The organism is Robiginitalea rubriflava, assembly GCF_052540725.1.
The window spans coordinates 2,130,606-2,153,178 of the sequence record NZ_CP199309.1 but is presented as its reverse complement, the minus strand read 5'-3'; the positions used below and the strand labels follow the sequence as shown (position 1 = coordinate 2,153,178).

Genomic DNA, 22,573 nt, shown 5'->3' with positions numbered 1-22,573 from the left:
TACATCATGAAAAAATTTGGAATACTCACCCTTTTGCTTACCCTGATGATGCTCGGCTGCCTGAGCAGTTGCACCAATGATGAGGGGGAACCGGAATACGAAACCCTGACTCCTGCCGAAAATCAGTGATGCCTTTTACAGGCCAATAGTGTATTCTTAAGCAACATGGCAATAGTCATGGGACCTACTCCCCCGGGCACGGGAGTAATGTAAGAGGCTTTTTGCTTCACCTGCTCAAAATCCACATCGCCGCAAATATAGTAGCCCCGCTCCCTGGATTCATCCGGGACACGTGTAATGCCCACGTCTATTATCACTGCCCCTTCTTTCACCATATCAGCTTTCAGGAAATTCGGGATGCCCAGTGCGGAAACCACAATATCTGCCTGCAAGGTCAGGGCCTTGATATCCTTTGTCCTGGAATGTGCAAGGGTAACAGTAGCATTGGCTGCCTTCCCTTTCTGGCTGAGCAGGATACTGATGGGCCGCCCCACGATATGGCTGCGGCCAATTACTACTGCATGTTTTCCGGAAGTTTCAATATTGTAACGACGCAGTAATTCCATAATCCCAAAGGGCGTTGCGGATATAAACGTTTCCATATCCAATGCCATCCTCCCGAAATTCGTGGGGTGAAAGCCGTCTACGTCTTTATCCGGGTGTACAGCCAGCAAAATCTTTTCTTCATCGATATGAGATGGCAGCGGCAGTTGTACGATGTATCCGTCAATCTCCGGGTTTTCATTGAGTTCCCCCACCAATTCAAGCAGCTCAGACTCGGTGGTAGACTCCGGGAGTTGTTTCAAAGTAGATTCGAAGCCCACCCGTTTGCAGGCCCGAACTTTACTGCCCACATAGGTCAGGCTGGCACCGTCGTTTCCGACAATAACGGCAGCAAGGTGTGGAACTTTTTCCCCGGCTTCCCGCATAAGGGCCACCTCGGCAGCAATTTCATCTTTGATGTCATTGGAAACTTTTTTACCGTCGAGAAGGACCATATGATTGGATTTTGGAATTTGGAATTTGGAATTTGACTGACTTTAGCGCATATTCTGCATCATTTGCATCATTTTTTTGCCTCCGCCTCCCTGCATCATTTTCATCATTTTGCTCATTTGGTTGAATTGCTTGAGCAATTGGTTGACCTCCTGCATACTGGTACCACTGCCTTTGGCAATGCGTTTCTTACGGCGGGCATCCAGTTTGGAGGGGTTAGACCGTTCATCCGGCGTCATGGAATGTATGATGGCTTCTATATGCTTAAAGGCGTCGTCGTCAATATCCATACCCTTCAAAGCCTTTCCTGCACCCGGGATCATTCCTACGAGATCCTTCATGCTTCCCATTTTTTTGACTTGCTGAATCTGGCTCAGGAAATCATCAAAACCAAATTTGTTTTTGGCAATCTTCTTCTGGATTTTACGAGCCTGTTCTTCGTCAAATTGTTCCTGGGCCCGTTCAACCAGGGAAATAACGTCTCCCATTCCCAAAATACGGTCTGCCATCCTGCCGGGGTGAAAAACGTCGATGGCATCCATCTTCTCACCGGTACCGATGAATTTAATGGGCTTTTCGACTACCGAACGGATAGAGATAGCTGCCCCCCCGCGGGTATCCCCGTCTAGTTTGGTGAGCACCACCCCGTCAAAATCCAGCACTTCGTTAAAGGCTTTTGCAGTATTAACTGCGTCCTGTCCGGTCATGGCGTCGACCACAAAAAGCACTTCCTGTGGTGAAACGGCCTCCCGGATATTGGAAATCTCGGTCATCATCTGCTCATCCACCGCCAGGCGCCCGGCCGTATCGATGATCACAACATTATGGCCATTGGCTTTTGCGTAGTCCAGCCCCGCTTTTGCAAGGGCGACCGGGTCCTTATTTTCTTTATCCGAATAAACGGGTACATCAATCTGATCCCCTACCACATGCAACTGGTCTATGGCCGCAGGACGGTACACGTCACAGGCAACCAGCAGGGGGTTCTTGCTTTTTTTGCGTTTTAAAAAATTGGCGAGCTTCCCGGAAAAGGTTGTCTTACCGGAACCCTGCAGGCCGGACATCAGAATAACCGATGGATTTCCCGACAGGTCTATCCCTTCTGCATCTCCACCCATTAGCTCGGTAAGCTCGTCCTTGACGATTTTCACCATCAGCTGCCCGGGTTGCAGGGTAGTCAGCACATTCTGCCCCAGCGCCTTCTCCTTTACCTTATTGGTAAATTCCTTGGCTATTTTGAAATTCACGTCCGCATCCAGCAGGGCGCGGCGTACCTCCTTGGTAGTTTCGGCTACGTTGATTTCCGTGATTTGCCCGTGTCCCCTCAGGACGTGCAGGGCTTTATCCAGTTTCTCGCTTAAATTGTCAAACATCTTCTGCAGAATTATTCAGGAGTTGCAAAGATAAGAATCTGTAATGGAATGGAGAAGCTGTCAGACAACAGGAAAAACCCTGAGTTCTTCCCATAAAACCGGATTTTGGGAAACAGAATATATCCTGTAAATACAATGTGAAACGGACTAGCGCAATTTCAAATTTTCCATAATTACAAAACCTCATCCCACTTGGGATCCCAACTTCCTTCTTCCTTCAGGTATTCAATAACCTCCAAACGCATGCGGTGGGTCTCTTGCTCAATCTCTTTATAGAGTTGCTGGTATTCCGGATACTCCTCAAAGGAGGCAAACTTTGAGCTTTTTAAATGACTGTAAATCGCCAGGCGGTGTCCATCTTCAAAAAAGGTTTTATTTAGCCGGTTAAGAAACCCATTTATGTCATTTTTTACATAAAAACAGTTCAGCGGATAAAATGTATTGGCCCACATGCTACGCTTACCGTGTGTTTGGTAGTAAGAACATAAATAGTCCGCAAACACCGAAGCTTTTTCCATCTCAGCAGCTGTTCTCAGGACTTCAATATACGTTCTGATTGGGCCAATATCTGTAGGCTGTATGCTTCCGATGCTTAACTCCCCGCTTTGAATATCCTGATACATTTCGGAAAAATGACGGAGCAGGATGTCCCTGGATTTTTCAAATTCTCCTTTCAAATAGTACACCCTTGCCAGATTGGAATACCCAACTTTTTTATCCAGACCTTTATCTTCCAACCAAATTTTGGTCAGATCCAGTGCATCTTCGTATCGCTTCTCGATGATACATATCTGAAAGGCCGGTTCATAGGTGTATATAGGGTTATCCGGGAATCTTATTTGATTAATTTGGGTGAATTTATTTGCCATGTGCAATAAATCCAGATCCAGGGCCAGGAGTCTTCCCCAGAATAAAAAACCGTATGTGTACGGCTGTTCTCTTAGGGCATCATTTATCATTTTGAACGCAGACAGGTAGTCTCCCCCGGGTTGGTCTGCCAGCATTAGAGCTTTAAAATAAATCGATCCCCGGCTAGGAATTTCTTTTGATGCTTGTTCAAGAATGATCTCAAAAGCTTTTTCCCGCTCATCCCATTTCCAGAAAAGATCCCTGGCATATACGTTATTGTACAAAGAGTTTAGCGGGTCCAGCGCCAGGGCATTTTCCAGATACGTATGGGCAGAATAATACTTTCCGATACTCCTGAGCGCCTGGTACAGCCTGTAAGAGCTCCGGTGATTGCTGGGATTGATATCAAGTACCCTGCGAAAGGCAGCAATAATTTTAGATGAATCCTTTAACAAGTTTCCATGTTTATAATCAAAGTCCGCCTTAGCCAACAGCACCTCAGGACTTTCAGCGTTTAATTCAAGGGCCATGGCCAAGTATTTATTCATCATTCTGTCCCGCTCCTCCAGATTCAAACTGCCGTAATAATGCAACTGGCCATATAAAAATGAAAGCTCCGCATAGGCTTCGGCAAAATAGGGGTCCAATTCCACGACCTTATCAAGCCACCGAATGGCCTGGGTAATCGAATCTTCATACCGAACTTCTCCTTTTTTAACAGCCCTGAGGTATAGATCTAAAGCCTCCATATTGGCGGTTCTGCTTTGCCTGATCAAATCCCTTACATCCTTAGGTAAGGAACGTTTCAATTTAGAGGCGACTTTATTGGAAATATCCTTCTGCATTTTAAAAATCGCCTCAGAATCTTCCTCGAATGATTCAGACCAAAGCTGAATTCCCGTTTTGGCATCTATTAGTTTAACCGAAGCCTTAAGTTGATTTCCCTGTTTAGAAAGGGATCCGTCCACCAGATAATCAACCCCCAGCCTTTTGCCAATTTTTGAGCAGGCTTCCCTTTTGTCAACCTGAAAGGAAGAGGATGCAGTCACCACCTTTAACATGCTCAGGTTACTCAGGGAATTGAGGACTTCGTCTGCCAGAGCGTGAGCCATATAGGTTTGAGTAGAATCGCCCCCTAGATAATCGAATTTGAGCACGGCCAGGGATTTTTCTCCTTCAGGGATATTGCTTCCTACCACGGCAGGTATTGCGAAAACTGCAATCAGCATTGCCATAGCACCAATAATCAGCAGAAGTATCACTTTCCTGGCCCTGAAGGGTTTAGGGACGTTTATAACCTCAGAGGTATGTCCGTTCTGGTCCGCCGTACTGGGGGAGTACCCATAATATTCCTTAAAGCAGGTAGAGAAATAGGTCGGGCTGTTAAAGCCAACCATGTAAGCGATTTCGGTAATCGAGTACTGGTCCGTTTTCAGGAGCTCCAGGGATCGCTCAAGCCGGATCTCCCGGATAAATTGGCTGGCGGATTTCTGCTCCTCATTTTTGATTCTCCGATACAATTCGGATCGACTGATGCCTAGTTCCTTGGCAAGGGAAGATACCCCGAACTGGGGGTTCAAAAGGTTGTCCAATACAACCTGTCTGGCTCTGGATGTAAACCCATTGGAAGGCATATCACTTTGACTAAGGGGAGCTTATCCTTAAATATAGGATTTTTGAAAAAAAGTTAAAAACGGCTGCTGTCCCAAATCAAAGTAAGCTCCAAATATCACACAATCTACCTGTTGGCGGAATATTCAGGCCTCGGATACGGAATTCACAACATAAATGAAAACTTTAAATTTTTTTTTAAGGTGACCGAATCATGCGTGAAATGAGGTCTTGAAGGGATTGGTGAACTTCATATTACCAGTTAACTAACAATTGACCGAACCGATACGAACCTCCTGCCCCAGGTACGAAGTATCTCATAAAATTAAATAATATGCCAACTACCTTACGGGGCTTTCTTACGGTTGCATTCCTGTTTTCATTCAACCTCTTCAATGCCCAGCAAAAAACTATAAACGGTACCGTATATGATTCGGAAGGGGTGCCGCTTCCCGGAGTAAACATTGTCGCATTGGGCACCACTACAGGGACTCAGACTGATTTTGACGGGAATTATGTCATACGGGTTGATAATAATGCGACATTGAGATTTACCTATTTAGGATTTCTTCCGGTTGAAGAAGCGGTCGGGAACAGAAATGTAATCAACATTATTTTCGTTACCGATGCAACGGAATTACAGGAAGTAGTGGTTACCGCCTTAGGTTTGAGCCGAGAAAAGAAAAGCCTGGGGTACGCTACCCAGGAGGTGCAGGGAGATGCAGTAGCCAAAGTAAAAACACAGAATTTCCTGAATTCCCTTTCGGGCCGGGTAGCCGGGCTGGATATCAAGAGTTCGGGAACCCTGGGAGGCAGTGCCAATGTGGTGATTCGCGGGAATAGTTCCATACAGGGAAATAACCAGGCCCTTTTTGTGGTAAATGGGGTGCCCGTCAACAACGATACAGGCAACACTAGGGGGCAACAAGTAGGTTTCGGCGGTTATGACTATGGAAATGCTGCCTCGGACCTGAACCCGGATGATATTGAAACCATCAACGTACTGAAAGGTGCTGCTGCAACAGCCCTCTATGGATCCCGGGCTGCCAATGGGGTGATCATGATCACCACCAAAAAAGGCAGTAAACAAAAGGGGCTTGGAATTACTATAAATTCGACATATACTTCAGGAACTGCCGACCGTAAAACACTACCGAAATACCAGAAAAAGTACGGTGCTGGCTATGGCCCATTTTATGATGGACCAGGATTTTATTTTGGCTTGGCAGATATTGATGGGGACGGCTCCGATGACCTTACCACCGTCTTTTCCGAAGATGCATCCTATGGGGCTGCCTTTGATCCCAGCCTGTTAATCTACCAGTGGAATTCACTTTATCCTGGATTAGACACCTATCAACAGGCAACTCCCTGGGTGGCTGGCGCCAATGATCCTAATTCTATCTGGGAAACTGCCGGGACCTTTATCAACTCCATCTCCCTGGACGGGGGTACAGACAAGAGCTCCTTCAGGCTTGGGTTTACCAACCTGTTGCAGGAGGGCAACCTCCCAAACAGCCAGCTAAAGCGTAACACCATCAACCTTTCAACTTCCCATGATTTTAATAACCGTCTTTCAGCCTCGGCTAACATTACTTTTACCAAGAACGATGGTCGTGGACGTTACGCTACTGGCTACAGCGGTAATAATGATATGACCTCATACCGGCAATGGTGGCAGGTAAACGTAGATGTAAAAGAATTACAGCAGGCCTATTTCGCTACCCGGGAAAATGCAACCTGGAATCCCTTTAGTGCAGACAACACTTCCCCTATTTACTGGAACAATCCCTATTGGACATTCTATGAAAATTACCAGACAGATTCGCGAAACCGCTATTTCGGGAACGTTGCACTCACCTACAAAATTACTGACTGGTTGACCGCCCTGTGCCGTTTCACCTTCGATACTTACAGCGAGCTTCGGGAAGAACGAAAGAATGTGGGAAGTGAAGGAGTGGCAGGATATACGCGCTTCAATCGCAACCTGGCTGAATATAATTACGACCTTATCCTGAGTATCGACAAATCCCTGACGGAAGTCCTGAACCTGACGGGGACTCTCGGATACAACCTCAGGCGGAATGAATGGGACAACATTACTGCATCCACCAGTGATGGCCTGCTGTTGAAGGATCTGTTTGCTCTGTCTAATAGCGTGGGCCCGGTGAATACAAACGAGTTCGACGCCACCAAGATGGTAGACGGCCTCTATGCGCAGGCTAGCCTGGGCTATGATTCTTTTGCCTATCTGGAAGGGACATACCGCAGGGATCGGTCCTCCACCCTCCCAGTTGCCAACAATACTTACGATTACTGGTCCGTTAGCAGTTCCCTGATTTTTTCGGAACTGGTAGATGCTACCTGGATATCGTACGGAAAACTGCGGGCCAATTACGGAGTAGTTGGAAACGACACTGGGCCATACCGCACAGAGAATACCTTCGTTATTGTAACCCCTCCCTTTAATGGAGGGTTGGCCACCAATCCGTTCACAGCAAACAACCCCCAGCTAAAACCTGAGGAACAACAAAACTGGGAAATTGGCCTGGAGATGCTGTTCCTGAAACGTCGGATTGGATTCGATATAACCTATTACCAGGCCAAAAACTTTAACCAGATAACCAGCGTCCCCGTTTCCAACAGCACCGGTTTTGGAGCGGCGCTCCTGAATGCAGGCACCATACATAACCAGGGCTGGGAGGTGCAACTGAATGCCACCCCTGTGAAGCTTTCGGATTTCCAGTGGGAGACACGGCTAAACTGGGCCCGGAACCGAAGTAAAGTTGTAGAACTACTTGGAGGCATCGATAACCTCGTGCTTGGATCCTTCCAGGAAGGAATCTCCCTCAATGCAACCCCCGGGGAGCCCTACGGCATCCTAAGGGGGACCGACTACGTTTATCATGAAAATGGACAGCCTATTGTAGGGAACGACGGTTTTTACCTGGTCTCAGAAACCAATAACGAGGTGATCGGCGATATTAACCCGAACTGGACGGCTGGGCTGTACAACAGCTTTACGTATCGGAATATCAACCTGAGTTTCCTCCTCGACATGCAACAGGGAGGGGATGTCTTCTCCCTGGACATGCTGTACGGTTCTGCTACCGGTATCTACCCGTATACGGCTGCGAACAACGACCTGGGTAATCCTGTCAGGGATCCTGTAACCGCAGGGCCGGACAGCGGAGGCGTAATTCTCAACGGGGTACAGGCAGACGGCTCTCCCAATACCATCCGGGCTGATGCCAGTTCTTACGCCAACCCTTGGGGATGGTTCGGGCCCCAGAAACAGCATGTCTACGATGCGGGTTTTATTAAACTCCGGGAAGCCAGCCTTACCTACAATTTCGGGCCCGATCTCATCAGCAAGGTTGGGCTTACCGGGGCAAGCCTTTCCATAATTGGAAGGAACCTTTGGATCATCGACAAGAACCTGCCCTTTGCAGACCCGGAAGCCGGCCTGAGCGCGGGAAACATCCAGGGCTATCAGGTAGGCGCCTATCCTGCCATTCGGGAAATCGGGGTGAATGTTCAGGTCAAATTTTAATACCATTGCCATGAAAAAAAGAATCTTCATCCTCCTTATAGTATTCCTGGGAACCTCCTGTGTCTCGGATGAACAGTACGAAGCCTATAACGAAAATCCCAAACAGCCCATTGAAGTAAGTCCGGAACTCCTTTTCAACTTTGCCCTGAAAACCCTATCAGACCAGATGGCCGCTTCCAATATCAACATCAATGTGTTTCGGTTCCTGTCCCAGTACTGGACGGCCACCACCTACCCGGATGAGACGAACTTTGTCTTCAACAACAGAAGGATCCCACAGAACCATTGGTCCCGCCTCTACCGGGACGTGTTGCTGGACCTGGATTCAGCTGGCAACTTTCTGGTGGAAGACTCGAATCTATCAGAACCCGAAAAAGCCAGCCGTCTGGCACAGATTGAGGTGCTGGCCGTATATTGCTGGCAGGTGCTGGTGGATACTTTCGGGGACATTCCCTACTCCCAGGCGCTGAACACAGTAGCCTATCCCCTGCCGGCCTATGACGACGCAGCCACTATCTATGAAGATCTCATCGCACGCATCGATACGGCCATCCCCAACCTATCAGGTACCGGTTTCGAAACGGATAACCTCTATTTTGGGGACCTGCAGGCCTGGCAGAAATTTGCCGCCTCCCTGAAACTACGGCTGGGCATCCGCCTTGCTGATGTAAATCCTGCGTTGGCCTCCGCTACTGTTGAAAGCGCCTTCGCAACAGGTGTATTTACCTCCAATAACGACAACGCAAGCTTTGCCTACCTGGGAATCTCCAACCCAAACCCGGTTTGGACGGATATTGTGCAATCCGGCCGCAAGGACTTTGTGGTAGCCAACACCATTGTGGATATCATGAATACCCTGAACGATCCCCGTCGCAGCATCTACTTTGCAGACAATCTGGGGCCGGATATCTATGAAGGGGGAATTTATGGAGCAAACAACACCTATGAGAATTACACCCACATAGGGCCTGCCCTGCTGGAACCCACTACCCCGGCCTCCTTATTAGACTTCGCAGAGGTATCCTTCTATCTGGCTGAGGCCAGTGCCCGGGGGATCAATGTAGGGGGCACCCCTGAAGAGTACTACAACCAGGCCATCACGGCCTCCTTTGATTACTGGGGCGTTCCGGATATCGCCACCTACCTTGCCCAGCCGGAAGTTGCCTATTCCACGGCATCCGGAGACTGGCGTGAAAAAATCGGCCTGCAGTTCTGGCTGGCCATGTACAACCGGGGCTTTGAAGGATGGACCGCCTGGCGCACTTTTGATACCCCTGTCCTGAACCTGCCGGCCATCACCGGGAATCCCATACCCACCCGGTATACCTACCCAATAAATGAACAAAATTTAAATGAACAGAACTGGCTGAATGCATCAGAAGCGATTGGAGGCGATACACAGACCACGCGGCTGTTCTGGGATACACAATAGAATTAAAAAGAGGGGAGTGTGCGGGGTGTTTGCTTAAATAAAGTAAGGATATAAGATTCAATGAGTAATGTCAGGGAGCAGTCACAGTTGGCAGTTTAGCTACAATCAGAATCTCGAGTTTAATTATTTAAATACTGCCAACTGCCAACTGCCAACTAAATTAAAAGATGACAACTATGAGCAATTTCTTCAACGAGCTTAAAAACCGGAACGTCTATAAATCAGCCACCGCCTACGTGGTCACTGGGTGGCTCATCATGCAGGTGATGGACACCATGAGCAACAACCTGGAATGGCCCCCAGAGATCGCCTCCTGGATCACCAAGATCCTGATCGTGGGCTTTCCCATTATCCTGGTCATTACCTGGTTGTATGAAGTAACCCCTCAGGGACTCAAGCGAACGGGCGCTATACAGGAAGACACCCCCGAAAACCGGCGGTCCGGCAAACGCCTGAATCATCTCATCATCGGGGCCCTGGCCATAACTATCTGCTTTCTGCTGGTAGAGCGCGTCTTTTTCGCCGGGGCCACCAGTATCAATAAAAGGCAACAGGCGAGTATTGCGGTGTTGCCCTTTGTCAACATGAGTGCTGAAGCGGAAAATGAATATTTTGCCGACGGCCTGACCGAGCAAATTCTGGATGAGTTAGCCCAGCTGAGCGGCATGCAGGTGACCGCCCGTACATCTTCCTTTAAATTCAAAGACAAAAATGAAGATGTCCGGGAAATCGCAAAAACCCTTGGGGTGAATTATATCCTGGAAGGCAGCGTTCAGTATGACAGTCAAGGGAACCGGATCAAGATTACTGCCCAGTTGATCAATGCCAACAACGGCTATCATTTGTGGTCGGGCACCTATGAAGATGATTTTGTAAAAATATGGGGCATCCAGGAAAATGTAAGCAGGAATGTTGCCTCGGAATTGCGTGTTCGCCTGTTGCCAGAAGAGGAAGAGGCACTTGCCACAAAGCTCACGGAAAACACGGAGGCCTATAAATATTATGTACAATCCCGCCGGTTTTCAGTTGAAAGGAATGACCGGGACCTCGACAAGGCCATTGAACTCCTGAATAAGGCTGTAGATCTGGATTCAACATTTGCGGAAGTCTATGCAGAACTGAGTTTCCTGTATGGTCAGAAACACTTCTACGGGAACCTTAGCAGGAACGAACGGGACAGGTTGATGAAGCTTAACCTGGAAAAAGCGTTACGGCACGGATCTGAAAAACCTGAAGTACTATGGGCTAAAGCTCATCATTACCGCCTTTTTGGCAGCAGCAAAGACTCAAGTCTAGCCATCAAAAATTTAAGACAGGCCATCAAACTTAAACCTAATTATGCTGATGCATATTTTATGCTTTCGTCGGCATTGGGCTGGGCCAATCAACCGGACCTCTCGACTCAAGCCATGGAAAAAGCGGTGGAACTGGACCCACTTAGTCATTATAAAGCCATGCTGGCACAGCGCTACTTCTAGATGTATGGCCGCCATGAGGAAGCACTGGAAATGGTGGATGAAGTGATCCGGTCAGATCCTGCGGGTGGTCGCTACAAGCTAAAGTCGCGCATGCTGCGGTCCGCCCCCTATGGGGATGATGTAGAAGGGTTCAAACTCATCCACAGAATGCTAAAACCAAATCAATTCAATCGCGTGGACTTAACACACCTGATCATGTATTCCATGGATCTGGACTTGCCCCCCCTGGCCCAGAAATATTTGAATCTGGCCCAGTTAAAAGCTCAGGACAATCCACAAATTCTAAACAGGACTATAGAGGTTAATTGCTTTTTGGGCAAGCATAATGAGAATATCGATCTAATTACCATTTGGGCGAACGATAAGGGAATGGATCCCAAAGAAAAGGCGCGCTTACTTACCTGGGAGTATTTTCACCTTGATGACTACCAAAGGGCAGAGGAAACCCTGCGAAGCGAGTACGGCGAACTATTGAATCAGTGTGATGCTATCACCGATATCCCACAGCTCAAAATCGACTTCGACAATCGCGGTATGGTCGCACTTTATGCCACGTTGGTACGAGACAAAGGAGAGACCGGAAAAGCGGAGATCCTGGCCGATCTGATATGCGCTTTCCAGCAAAGCCGCAAGGAGATCCTCCCATCAGCTGCTTCAGGTCCCGATAAGGATACCTGGGATATGAACTGCCTGGCGCTTAAAGGAGACGGAGACGGCCTGGCGGCAAAACTGGATTCTATATTCTTTATCGATAAGAATCGATTAACCGATGTATTCTATGCTCTTAAGCTTGGTGCTTACCAAGAATTTGAGAGCAATCCGAACTTCCTTAATGTAAAAAACAGGATCACCAAAGAAACCCACCGCCAGAGGGCCGAAGTCATCGCTTACCTGAAGGAAGAAGGGGATTGGGATCCGGCATGGGATAAAGAGCTTGGTTTGGAGTAAATAGTTGGCAGTCGCAGTTTGCAGCAGGTAGTGGAAATGTTCGAACCCCGATCAAGGTTCAAAAATTATGGCTGCCCACTTCTTCTGCCTTCTGGAAATGTCATCGGCAATGATTTCTCTCCCTCAACTACCGACCTGAACCATAATTTAAAACCTCAAATAATCTTTTAAGGCTGAGAGCACATAGCTGCATTGGTTTTTGAGTCTTTTTATGCAGCTTTAATAGAAGGCCACCAGTCATTAGCAATTATTCCATATAGACAATTATTCAACCCTTATAAACCAACCTTGTATTTAAGAAAAGTCAATCGGATCAAAACCCCCGAAAAAACTATTGTTTCACTAAAATCAATGAATTATGAAAAGGTTGCGTTTTTTCAAAGTTTTGGGCGTGTTTGTTCTGTTTCTCCTCGTTAATTGTTCCAGTGACAGCGGAGATGATGACAGTTTTGAGGAATTATCCGGGGAAAAGGTCCGTTTGACTATACATATCATCCCGGAAGGAAGTGGGGCTGTAATGCCCGGATCAGGGAGTTATACAAAAGGACTTGAAATGACTTTAAGGGCCCTGGCTAACGATGGTTACTTCTTTAGTTACTGGGAAGGGTCCGTTGCGGGAAGCAATAATACACACAATATTACCATGCACTCCAATATGACGGTCACAGCAGTATTCGCAAAAACAAATAATGACTTTGGCGGTCCGCAACAATGATAGTGGTTTTTGGGTATGGACAAATTATTCTGTGGTTGGTTTCGTCTAAAACAATTAGCGGATAGTGCCAGGTCAATAAAAAAAAGGAAGACTTCCAAGATTGGAAGCCTTCCTTAACAAATTGGGGGCAAAAAAGGATTATCAATGAAGCTTAAGGCTTCTTAAATATGCTTACGGATTGCGCTTAAATACAAGGATATCAACTGTACCGTCACCGCTCTCGTCGCGCAGTTCAATGCGGCCTTCTGTGATACTGTAGATATCCCAGTCGTCTGTGAACTCTGATAGCGCATCATTGTCATCTCCAAGGTTCAGATAAACTTTGAGTTTACCATCGTTATCGCGTATCACTCTCCAGAATCCTGTTTTAAGTGGATCCATATTGGTGCTCACTATTAGCCGGTGTTCTGTCTCGAAGGTGAAATCCATTCCCTCGTAATTGATGGTTTCTTCCATTCCAGAATCGATGTACTGGTCTACCATCCAGTCTCCCATCATCAGGAAACTCCTGATCTCTGTAATATCTCCATCATTTGTGGATGGACAGGCGCGCAGCAAGGTAAGCTCATAATCTATAGATTCGATTTCGAACCTCAGGCGATTTTGCAACAGCTCACGAAGGGGCCACTGAAAGGAAATGGCTGAGTCTTCAGGCATATTGATATTCAGGACCAGAATTCCTTGTGCATTGGTTCCTATTTCCCAGGTTCCGTTGATGGTATTCACGCCATTGGAAAGGGTTACCACGTTTTCAGCCTGGAATTTAAACTCCCATCCGATCAGGCGGTCGATTTCCTCACCATCGTTTTTAACCCTTTTAATGATCCACGCACATTCACGCAGGATTTCTCTTAAGGTATTCGGGTCTGTATCTACGCTGTCACAGATACTCCTCATGATAATACGGTTCCCATCTCCACTGAAGAGTTTGATCTTCCCTTCTTCAAGCTCGTAGACTTTCCATTGCAGAGTGAAATCTACCAGCACATCAAATGAGAGGTTCAGGGCCGCATAGTGATCCAGCATGGTTACTTCCCAGGTTCCGTTGAGTACATTTCCGGCACGGTCTTTTACAGTTACTTCACCGCTCTCGAAGAAATTCATCAAATAAGCCTCGTATTGATCGGACTGGTTAACACCATCGCGTTCTACTGAAAGGACTACCCACGGACATTCAACCAGCACGTGTTCCAGTCGTTCCAAAGTAAAATCGTCATCATTATAATCATCATCGTCATCTTCATCGCACTCATCTTTGGCGATTTCCAGTGCTGCAGCCAACTGGGCATTATTATCTACCCGTACTTCGGTTCCATCAAATTTTATGAGGGTAATCGGGAAATCAATGCTGATGATATCGTCATCCTCAAGCTCATCCAGGAAATATTTCAGTTCCCTGTCGCTGTTTACAGTTACCTGTCCGGTTTGCTGATTATTAATATCAAAGGTGTAGAAGGTTACAGGATATACGAAATCGATACATTCTATATCGTCGTCACCTCCTCCTTCAATACAATCACGAGCAAGCTCTACCAGTTCTTCCTTATTGTTAATCACAAGTTCAGTATGATCTGCAAGGGTGATGGTGATTGGAAAGAAGATTTCCAAAACGTCTACATCCTCGTCAAATTCATCAAAGATTTCCTCAATCAGCCTGAGGTCTTCAATAGAATCAATGGTAATATCCAGCCCGTTTACATTAACGGTATATGGAAAATTCAAGGCAAAACAGCTGGATCCGTCAACAATGTTATCGAAGGAGCCATCACGCTGAGCCGTTTTCTCAATAAGTACGGCCGTATTGGAACTGGCCATAAAAGATTCGCCCTGAGCATCTGAGGTATTGACTTCCTCAAATTCCTCCTGGCATGCGGTAAATGATAGTGCCCCGATTAGCAAGAGGGACCAGGACACTTGTTTTAAGAACTTTTTCATAACGATATTGGATTATTATTTTGTTGTACACCCTTAAAACAACTATCTTTTAATTTACCCTACCTCAAATGTTAATTTTTTCAAATATCTTTGAGGAAAACGGCTTTGCCCCGGCTAATTAAAAACGGAGCGCCCTGATACCCCTGTAAAAAATACACTATGGATAACGTTTGCGATGACCAGGTATACAGCCAGTTGTTCCGCACCCATTCTAAAACGATATTCAACTTCATATATTATAAGTTCGGCAATGAGGAAAAGGCATATGACGCTGTTCAGGAGGCCTTTGTGAAACTTTGGGAGAATTGCGCTAAAGTGGCACCCGATAAGGCTAAATCCTATGTTTACACCGTAGCAAACAATTTGTACCTCAATGTAATCAAGGCTGAGAAGGTTCGGTTGAAACACGCAAACGGGAATACCAACACTTCCCATGAAACACCTGAATTCCTGATGCAGGAGAAAGAATTCAAGGCAAAGCTGGACGCGGCATTGAATGCCCTGCCGGAAAACCAGCGAACCACCTTCCTGCTCAATCGGATCGATGGGAAGAAGTATGCGGAAATTGCCGAAATGGAAGGGGTGAGCGTCAAGGCCATTGAAAAACGGATGCACCTCGCTCTCAAATACCTGAGGGAACATATAGATGGCATATAGGAGCTACCGGAAACTGCAGGCAGATTCAGTCGATTTTTAGTACCTTAATTCCTATAACTGAATTTCTCATCAAAACCGACCATGACCGACCTTCAAATATCCCAAAGCGTTTCGCAAAAGCACATCCGTGATATTGCGGCAAAACTGAACATCCCCGAACAGCAGCTGGAATACTATGGATCCAACAAGGCAAAGCTCCCTTTATCCCTTATTCAGAAGAATAAAGTGGACGCTGCCAATCTGATATTGGTCACAGCCATCACCCCTACCCCTGCAGGTGAGGGAAAGACTACTGTTTCCATCGGCCTGGGAGACGGATTGAACCATATTGGCAAAAAAGCACTAACTGTAATAAGGGAACCCAGCCTGGGGCCCGTTTTTGGGATTAAAGGCGGTGCTGCCGGGGGCGGCTGGAGCCAGGTAATTCCAATGGTCGACATCAACCTGCACTTTACAGGAGACTTCAATGCCATAGAAAAAGCAAATAATCTGCTGGCTGCCCTGATCGATAATAACATTCAGGCACGGACGGGGAACCTGGGGATAGATCCGAGGACCGTTTTATGGAAGCGCTGTATGGATATGAATGACAGGGGGCTTCGAAACATCATTGCAGCCCTGGGGGGCAAGGCAGGGGGTGTCCCCAGGGAAACAGGTTTTAATATCACGGCCGCATCCGAAATCATGGCAATTTTATGCCTGAGTGAAAATTTTGAAGACCTCAAGAAGAAATGCGGGAACATCTACCTGGCCGACAGCTGGGACGGGAAACCCATTTACGCCCGCGACCTGAAGGCAGAAGGTGCAATGGCAGTATTGCTTAAAGATGCTATTAAACCAAATCTGGTGCAGACCCTGGAGGGAAACCCGGCTATAATTCACGGCGGACCTTTTGCAAATATTGCTCAGGGGACCAATTCCATTATCGGGACCAAAATGGGGATGTCACTGGCAGATTACGTGGTTACGGAAGCGGGATTCGGTGCAGATCTGGGAGCAGAAAAATTCATGAATATCAAATGCAGGATTGCAGGTATATCCCCGAAGACAATCGTTTTGGTGGCAACCATCAGGGCTCTGAAATACCATGGGGGTAAACCCCTGGCTTCCCTTACGGAAGAAGATACTGATGCCCTGCGGGCCGGCTTACCGAATCTGGAACGCCATGTAAGCAGTTTGAAAACCTTTGGTATCCCTATTGTTGTTGCCATCAATAATTTTAAGAATGACACGGATGCGGAACGCCGGTTATTACAAGAACATTGTAAAAAGCTGGGGGTCTCCGTTGCGATTAGCGATGGATGGGCCGAAGGCGGTAAGGGATGTGCTGCTCTGGCCGAAAAAGTTGCAGAAGCCGCAGCTGGCTGTAAGGCGCCTTTTACACCCACTTATTCCCTTGAAGACAGCCCGCGGACCAAGATGGAAAAGATTTGCCAGACCATTTACGGGGCAAAACACGTTATCCTTTCCAATAAGGCCAAACGGCAGCTAAAACGCTTCGAGGAACTGGGATACGCCGGGCTGCCGGTTTGCATGGCCAAAACACAGAAAAGTCTGAGCGACGATGAGAAACAACTTGGGCGTCCGGAGAATTTTGATATCAACATACGCGAACTGGAGATTGCGGCAGGAGCCGGATTTATCATCCCCATTGCAGGCAATATCCTCCGCATGCCGGGACTGCCCGCGCATCCTGCCTCAGAGCAGATAGGGATAGACAAAAATGGGGAAATCAGCGGCTTATTTTAGCAAATACCACCTGTTACAAAGGTGAAAGCGAGCAACTTCTACAGACCCGGTAGTCGGTTATCTTCCTTTAGATCAGCTTTTTATACCGTTGCTCGTAAAAATTAGTGCTTTTACCGAAATTTGATCGACCAACAACACTGTTTAATCGGTCGATGCATAAATTTTCCTACATTTAAAGCCCTTAATGCATTGCAAATGCAGTGCCCTGAGGATTTTATTTACTAAATGATGCGCCCCACTTACGATCATTTAAATACGCTGGATAATCCGCAATTGATGGATATAGTCAGGAACTATAGACTTCACGGTTATCCGGAATCCATGCGCTCCAAGGCTCTTCAAATCCTGGAACTGCGCGGAATGGACCAAACCCTGCTCAGAAGGCTGGGTTATTTAAATAATCGTCAGTTTGAAGCAGCCCTTAAACCCTATCTGTTGTTTCGCAGAAATTCGAAAATCGGGTTTGGTATATACCTCTTCTTTTTATTTGTAATGGGCCTGAGTTTCCTGACGGAGCCCAATATGCTCATTTCAATACTGCTGCTCAGCAGCTTTTTGGGTTTCGTAAGTTTCCTTTTATTGTCCTTCGAATCGCAGGATCGCTTTTTCAACAATATAGGTAAAACAGGCGGTTCCGGAAGTGCCCTGGTTTTTTTCTTTATGGGGATGCCGCTCTATTTCCTGATGTACTATCACTTTAAAAATATAATGCGGCAGGAACTCCTGAAGCTGCCCTGAATTTTGGAGAATGCCCGGCACTTCTCTCGAAATCCTTATCTGTTGAGCCCTCTGAAAGTTCATTTTGATATCTTTACGGTACCGTTTACAAAAAAATTTATCGATAAACGGTAGGGTTTTTATTAATTGGATTGTTATAAAGGGGTAAAGGCAAATGCCATGAAGGAAAATTACTTAGCAAAATGGTTGAATAACGAGCTCTCCGAAGCGGAGTTGGAAGCATTCCGCAAGTCGGAAGCTTTTAGCACCTATGAGCGGATTGCAAAGGCTTCAGCCGGGCTGCAGGCTCCGGAATTTGACTCCGAAAAGGCGCTGAATGAACTCAGGGAAAAGAGAACTTCCCGTACTTCCAAAGTCATCCGCATGAGGACACCCGGATACTGGCTTAAAATTGCAGCAGCAGTTATAGTACTGATTGCAGTACCCTATTTCTATATAAATTCACTTTCCGAAAAGATCCAAACGGATTATGCCCAAAGGACTGAGGTTCAGCTTCCGGATGCATCCGAGGTAATCCTCAATGCAGGTTCCAGCCTTTCTTTCAGCGAAAAGAAATGGGATGAAAACCGAAATGTTCGGTTGGAAGGGGAAGCATATTTTAAGGTTGCCAAAGGAAAGAAATTTACGGTGCAGACTAAAAAGGGAGACGTTACAGTACTAGGTACACAGTTCAATGTGGTCCAGCGGGGTGATATCTTTATAGTTCGATGTTATGAAGGCCTGGTAAGGGTAGATCATTTAGATAAAAAAATAGAACTGCCTGCAGGCCACAGCTATCGTTTTGTGAACGGACAGGCAGTGCAATCTGATCAGCTGGCCGCAACCGCTCCAAGCTGGATTGGTGATGAAAGCAGTTTCCAAAGTATGCCTCTTTCTTATGTGCTCAGTGAATTGGAAAGGCAATACAATATTAAGGTGATTACCAAAAATGTTGATCTGCAGGAGGTTTTTACCGGTACGTTCAGCAACACAAATATGAATTTGGCGTTACAAAGTATAAGTGCCCCATTACAACTTAAATTTAGTATAAATGGGAACAAAGTGCTTTTATATGCCGAAAACACTCCCTAAGGTTCGCAGCCTTTGGCTGATCCTCATTATTTGCAGTTTCCTGGCAATGCGGGGGCAGGATCCCTCCAAAAATAATGGCCGGGAACTGGTATCTCTAATACCACTACTGGAAGAGCGCTACGAAGTCAAATTCTCTTACGTAGATGAAGACCTTGAGGGGATATTGGTGTATCTGGACACCTCAGACCCCCTGGAGCAGCTTTTAGAAGAACTTCGGCAACAAACGCAACTGCTCATCCGGCAATTAAATGATCGTTACTATACGATCTCCAAATCCACAACTGTGGATATATGTGCAAAGGTCCTCGATAATTTTGAGCAAAACAACATCCCCGGGGCCACAGTGGAAGTTATGGGCAGCAGTATAGCCGTGACAACCAATACAGATGGTTCCTTTTCCCTGAAAGAAATTCCCAGAAAGGCCACCTTAAAGATTCGATACCTCGGTTATAAAACCCTTTATATCACAGCAGACCGCCTGCTCAGGAATAACCCCTGCACCACCCTGATGCTCTCTGTACTCTATCAGCAGTTGGACGAAGTAATTGTCTATAAGTATTTAACCTCTGGGCTATCGCAGCAATCCGACGGGAGTATTCTAATGAAACCGGGGGATTTTGGTCTGTTACCGGGCCTGACCGAGCCGGATGTGCTTCAAACCATCCAAGCCCTCCCGGGAATCAAAAGCATAGATGAAACAGTATCTAACATCAATATCCGCGGCGGCACCAATGACCAAAACCTCTTGTTGTGGGATGGAATACAAATGTATCAGTCCGGGCATTTCTTTGGGCTCATCTCCGCATTCAATCCCTATCTGACAGAAGAAGTAAGCATCATAAAAAACGGATCCAGCGCACGCTACGGAGGAGGGTTGAGCGGGATCATCAGCATGCAGACCTATGATGAAGTGCAGCGAACCTATTATGGCGGGGCTGGTATTAACCTGATTGGAGGTGATCTGTATGCCCATATCCCGCTAAGCGATCGTCTCGCTTTTCAATTTTCTGCCCGAAGATCCGTCACCGATTTTTTAAATACTCCTACCTATTCTGAATTTTTTGACCGCGCCTTCCAGGATACTGAAATAAGCGGTCCCGGAAGCATCAATACGGATCGCATAGCCAGCAGGGATGAGAATTTTTATTTCTATGACTTTAGCGGGAAAGTATTATACGACCTGGGGGATCGCCACAAACTTAGACTGAACTTTCAGAGTGTTACCAATGACCTGACCTATTCCGAAATCCTCTCTGCCGATGACAGCGAAAACCGTTCGAATCTGGATCAGACCAACCTCAGTTTCGGAGCCAGGCTCAGCAGCAACTGGAACCAGGACCTCAGCACCCGGATACTGATCTACCATACCGAATACGAACTGGACTCCGATGTGTTTTCAGAAAGCAGCGGGCAGGCACTTTTCCAATTGAACCAGGTAAACGAAAACGCGCTGAAAACAGAATTGGGTTATCGTTTCAACGATCAGTTAAGATGGATTGCCGGGTATCAGTTTTTTGAAACAGGTATTACCAATACCACCCGGGTAAACCTCCCCTTTTTTGAAAGCAGTATCAAGAACCTCCTGTACACCCATGCAGCATTTACCGAATGGCAATACACCGGCCCCGGTAAAAAATTATTGGGTAACGCTGGCCTGAGGTTGAATTACCTTCAAAACCCGGGGAATTTTGATGAAGTATACCTGGAACCCCGTTTGAGTTTGGGGTATGCCGTCTCAGATGCCTTCCGGCTGGAGGTGCTGGGAGAAATGAAAAACCAGGCAACACATCAGATCATTGATCTGGAACAAAACTTTCTGGGAATTGAGAAGAGGCGGTGGGTACTGGCGGACGGCAGTTCCCTTCCGGTTGCCCAAAGCAAACAGCTTTCTGCCGGACTGCATTTTGACAAAGGCCATTGGCTGGCAGGCCTGGAGGTTTTTTACAAGGAGGTTGACGGGATTAGTACAGATACACAAGGGTTTCAGAATGAAAATCAGTTCAGTGGAGAAATTGGCCGTTATAGGGTGAATGGGATAGAGGCCCTGCTCAATTACAAAAGCGAACAATGGAGCAACTGGGTCAGTTATGCCTATAATCGGAATAATTATACTTTTGAAGATTTGGATACCCCGCCTACTACTTTCCCCAATAACCTGGACATCAGGCATACACTGACGCTGGGTTCTAATTACACCTATGATAATTTCAAGATTGCGATTGGCCTGAATTATCGCACCGGCAGGCCCTTTACCGAGCCGCAGCCAGCGCCAAACGATATCAATACCACGGCCGTCCCCGCACGGATAAATTACCAGCAGCCCAACAGCAGCCGGCTGCCGGATTACCTGCGGATGGATGCCTCCCTGGTCTACAGCTTCAGGCTTTCAGAAGGCATTCAGGCAAATGCCGGGGCTTCTGTTTTAAACCTGAGTGGCCGAAAAAATATCCTGGACACCTACTTCCGCCTGAATGATCAGGATGAAATTGAGCGGGTTGAAAATATTTCCCTTGGACTGACCCCCAATCTGAGTTTCCGAATCCGTTTTTAGTCCTGATACAACCTGGAAATAACCAGGACGTGAGGAAAGGTGATGGCCGCAAGGAAAGAAAAAAACAAGGGTAAAAACTCAGATTCACTGTCCCTGAAATACAGGAAAGCTGCTGCAAGGGTGATCAGCGCAGCAACCCAGTAGATAGCTGAGGTCCTTAAATACTTTAATGCTGCGTTCAGGTTTATCTTCCCATATAGCTTTTTAATCTGGTCTGCCAGGGAGGGAATGGAATGCCAGAGGATAAAATAAATGGCAAAGGCCCAGATCAGGGAGGCGGTGTGAAAAACTATAAAGAACACCGCCAGCAGAAATAACTCAAAGGGTAAAAATTTCAGGAGCTTTTTCCATTCAATACTCAAAAGCAGGGCAATTAAGAAGAGGCCCAGGAACAACAGTGTTACCCATCCGAACAGCTGCCCGGATAGCTGGTAATTTGCAATCTCATAAATCACCTGGGAGACCTGTTCGGAATGGGCCATAAACAGTGTATTGAGAACCACCATCCCGTAGCTGAAAAAAGTGAGTTTGCGAAGCGGCCCCTTGCGAAGCGGGCGGTCTATCCAGTGTTGTTCCCCAAAATGGTAAGCACTAAAAAGAATAAAAAATAAGAGTGCGGCTATGGGAAGGATGTAAAACAACAGGGCGCAAACCAAGACAAAACCGATGTACAACAATATTATTCCATAGGGAGGGAGGAGGCGCCGGCTGCCCTCGGCAGTCCTGAGGATATGTATGTCATTGGCTCCGTGGACAATACCGAAGCTAAAAATAAGGATAAAGGCCAGCCACTCCTCTACCCGGTCACTAAAAAAAATGGAGACCCACAAGAAGAAAAAGGTCAAAACGATCATCCCATTTCTCAAATCTGCTATCCGCAACATACTTTTTTCTGCTTGTTTAAATATTTTATGATT

At 46.7% G+C, this 22,573-nt stretch carries 16 protein-coding genes; 11 read left to right on the top strand and 5 right to left on the bottom strand.

The window, feature by feature from the left end:
- Nucleotides 1-6: 6 nt before the first annotated feature.
- Nucleotides 7-129, top strand: coding sequence for a hypothetical protein (locus ACT6NU_RS09785; RefSeq protein WP_445381489.1), 123 nt, complete (start codon nucleotides 7-9; stop codon nucleotides 127-129).
- On the opposite strand, the gene folD is transcribed toward ACT6NU_RS09785, so the two are convergent.
- The 3 genes from folD to ACT6NU_RS09770 form a co-directional block, all read right to left on the bottom strand.
- On the bottom strand, nucleotides 123-998 hold the full coding sequence (folD, locus tag ACT6NU_RS09780; protein ID WP_445381488.1) for a bifunctional methylenetetrahydrofolate dehydrogenase/methenyltetrahydrofolate cyclohydrolase FolD: 876 nt from the start codon (nucleotides 996-998) through the stop codon (nucleotides 123-125). The genes ACT6NU_RS09785 and folD overlap by 7 nt on opposite strands.
- Before the next feature lie 42 nt (nucleotides 999-1,040).
- The gene (gene ffh, locus ACT6NU_RS09775; RefSeq protein WP_445381487.1) at nucleotides 1,041-2,369 is read right to left on the bottom strand and encodes a signal recognition particle protein; all 1,329 of its coding nucleotides are present in this window, start codon (nucleotides 2,367-2,369) and stop codon (nucleotides 1,041-1,043) included.
- Nucleotides 2,370-2,542: 173 nt separating this feature from the next.
- Complete coding sequence (locus ACT6NU_RS09770) at nucleotides 2,543-4,852, bottom strand: helix-turn-helix domain-containing protein (protein WP_445381486.1); 2,310 nt, start codon at nucleotides 4,850-4,852, stop codon at nucleotides 2,543-2,545.
- Between the two features lie 311 nt (nucleotides 4,853-5,163).
- Between ACT6NU_RS09770 and ACT6NU_RS09765 the strand changes: the two genes are divergently transcribed.
- The 5 genes from ACT6NU_RS09765 (at nucleotide 5,164) to ACT6NU_RS09745 (ending at nucleotide 12,955) form a co-directional block, all read left to right on the top strand.
- Entirely contained in the window at nucleotides 5,164-8,382 is a 3,219-nt protein-coding gene (locus ACT6NU_RS09765; protein ID WP_445381485.1) for a SusC/RagA family TonB-linked outer membrane protein, read from the top strand.
- Nucleotides 8,383-8,392: 10 nt separating this feature from the next.
- Complete coding sequence (locus tag ACT6NU_RS09760; protein WP_445381484.1) at nucleotides 8,393-9,814, top strand: SusD/RagB family nutrient-binding outer membrane lipoprotein; 1,422 nt, start codon at nucleotides 8,393-8,395, stop codon at nucleotides 9,812-9,814.
- A 176-nt stretch (nucleotides 9,815-9,990) separates the two neighbouring features.
- The gene (locus ACT6NU_RS09755) at nucleotides 9,991-11,292 is read left to right on the top strand and encodes a hypothetical protein (RefSeq protein WP_445381483.1); all 1,302 of its coding nucleotides are present in this window, start codon (nucleotides 9,991-9,993) and stop codon (nucleotides 11,290-11,292) included.
- Nucleotides 11,293-12,240, top strand: coding sequence for a hypothetical protein (locus ACT6NU_RS09750; protein WP_445381482.1), 948 nt, complete (start codon nucleotides 11,293-11,295; stop codon nucleotides 12,238-12,240). It abuts the gene before it with no gap.
- Between the two features lie 358 nt (nucleotides 12,241-12,598).
- The gene (locus ACT6NU_RS09745; RefSeq protein WP_445381481.1) at nucleotides 12,599-12,955 is read left to right on the top strand and encodes an InlB B-repeat-containing protein; all 357 of its coding nucleotides are present in this window, start codon (nucleotides 12,599-12,601) and stop codon (nucleotides 12,953-12,955) included.
- Nucleotides 12,956-13,126: 171 nt separating this feature from the next.
- On the opposite strand, the gene ACT6NU_RS09740 is transcribed toward ACT6NU_RS09745, so the two are convergent.
- A complete protein-coding gene (locus ACT6NU_RS09740) occupies nucleotides 13,127-14,890 on the bottom strand; it encodes a hypothetical protein (protein ID WP_445381480.1) in 1,764 nt (587 codons plus the stop codon).
- A gap of 159 nt (nucleotides 14,891-15,049) precedes the next feature.
- Between ACT6NU_RS09740 and ACT6NU_RS09735 the strand changes: the two genes are divergently transcribed.
- The 5 genes from ACT6NU_RS09735 to ACT6NU_RS09715 all read left to right on the top strand — a co-directional run bounded on the left by ACT6NU_RS09735 (nucleotide 15,050) and on the right by ACT6NU_RS09715 (nucleotide 21,656).
- On the top strand, nucleotides 15,050-15,547 hold the full coding sequence (locus ACT6NU_RS09735) for an RNA polymerase sigma factor (RefSeq protein WP_445381479.1): 498 nt from the start codon (nucleotides 15,050-15,052) through the stop codon (nucleotides 15,545-15,547).
- Nucleotides 15,548-15,628: 81 nt separating this feature from the next.
- Nucleotides 15,629-17,296 (top strand): formate--tetrahydrofolate ligase, encoded by a 1,668-nt coding sequence (locus ACT6NU_RS09730; protein ID WP_445381478.1) that lies wholly within the window; start codon nucleotides 15,629-15,631, stop codon nucleotides 17,294-17,296.
- Nucleotides 17,297-17,521: 225 nt separating this feature from the next.
- Entirely contained in the window at nucleotides 17,522-18,034 is a 513-nt protein-coding gene (locus tag ACT6NU_RS09725; protein WP_445381477.1) for a hypothetical protein, read from the top strand.
- A gap of 159 nt (nucleotides 18,035-18,193) precedes the next feature.
- Nucleotides 18,194-19,105 carry a FecR family protein gene (locus ACT6NU_RS09720; RefSeq protein WP_445381476.1) on the top strand — a complete coding sequence of 304 codons (912 nt, stop codon included), beginning with the start codon at nucleotides 18,194-18,196 and terminating at the stop codon, nucleotides 19,103-19,105.
- Complete coding sequence (locus tag ACT6NU_RS09715) at nucleotides 19,086-21,656, top strand: TonB-dependent receptor (RefSeq protein WP_445381475.1); 2,571 nt, start codon at nucleotides 19,086-19,088, stop codon at nucleotides 21,654-21,656. Before ACT6NU_RS09720 ends, ACT6NU_RS09715 begins: the two co-directional genes overlap by 20 nt.
- On the opposite strand, the gene ACT6NU_RS09710 is transcribed toward ACT6NU_RS09715, so the two are convergent.
- Nucleotides 21,653-22,540 carry a Brp/Blh family beta-carotene 15,15'-dioxygenase gene (locus ACT6NU_RS09710; RefSeq protein ID WP_445381474.1) on the bottom strand — a complete coding sequence of 296 codons (888 nt, stop codon included), beginning with the start codon at nucleotides 22,538-22,540 and terminating at the stop codon, nucleotides 21,653-21,655. The genes ACT6NU_RS09715 and ACT6NU_RS09710 overlap by 4 nt on opposite strands.
- Nucleotides 22,541-22,573: the final 33 nt, after the last annotated feature.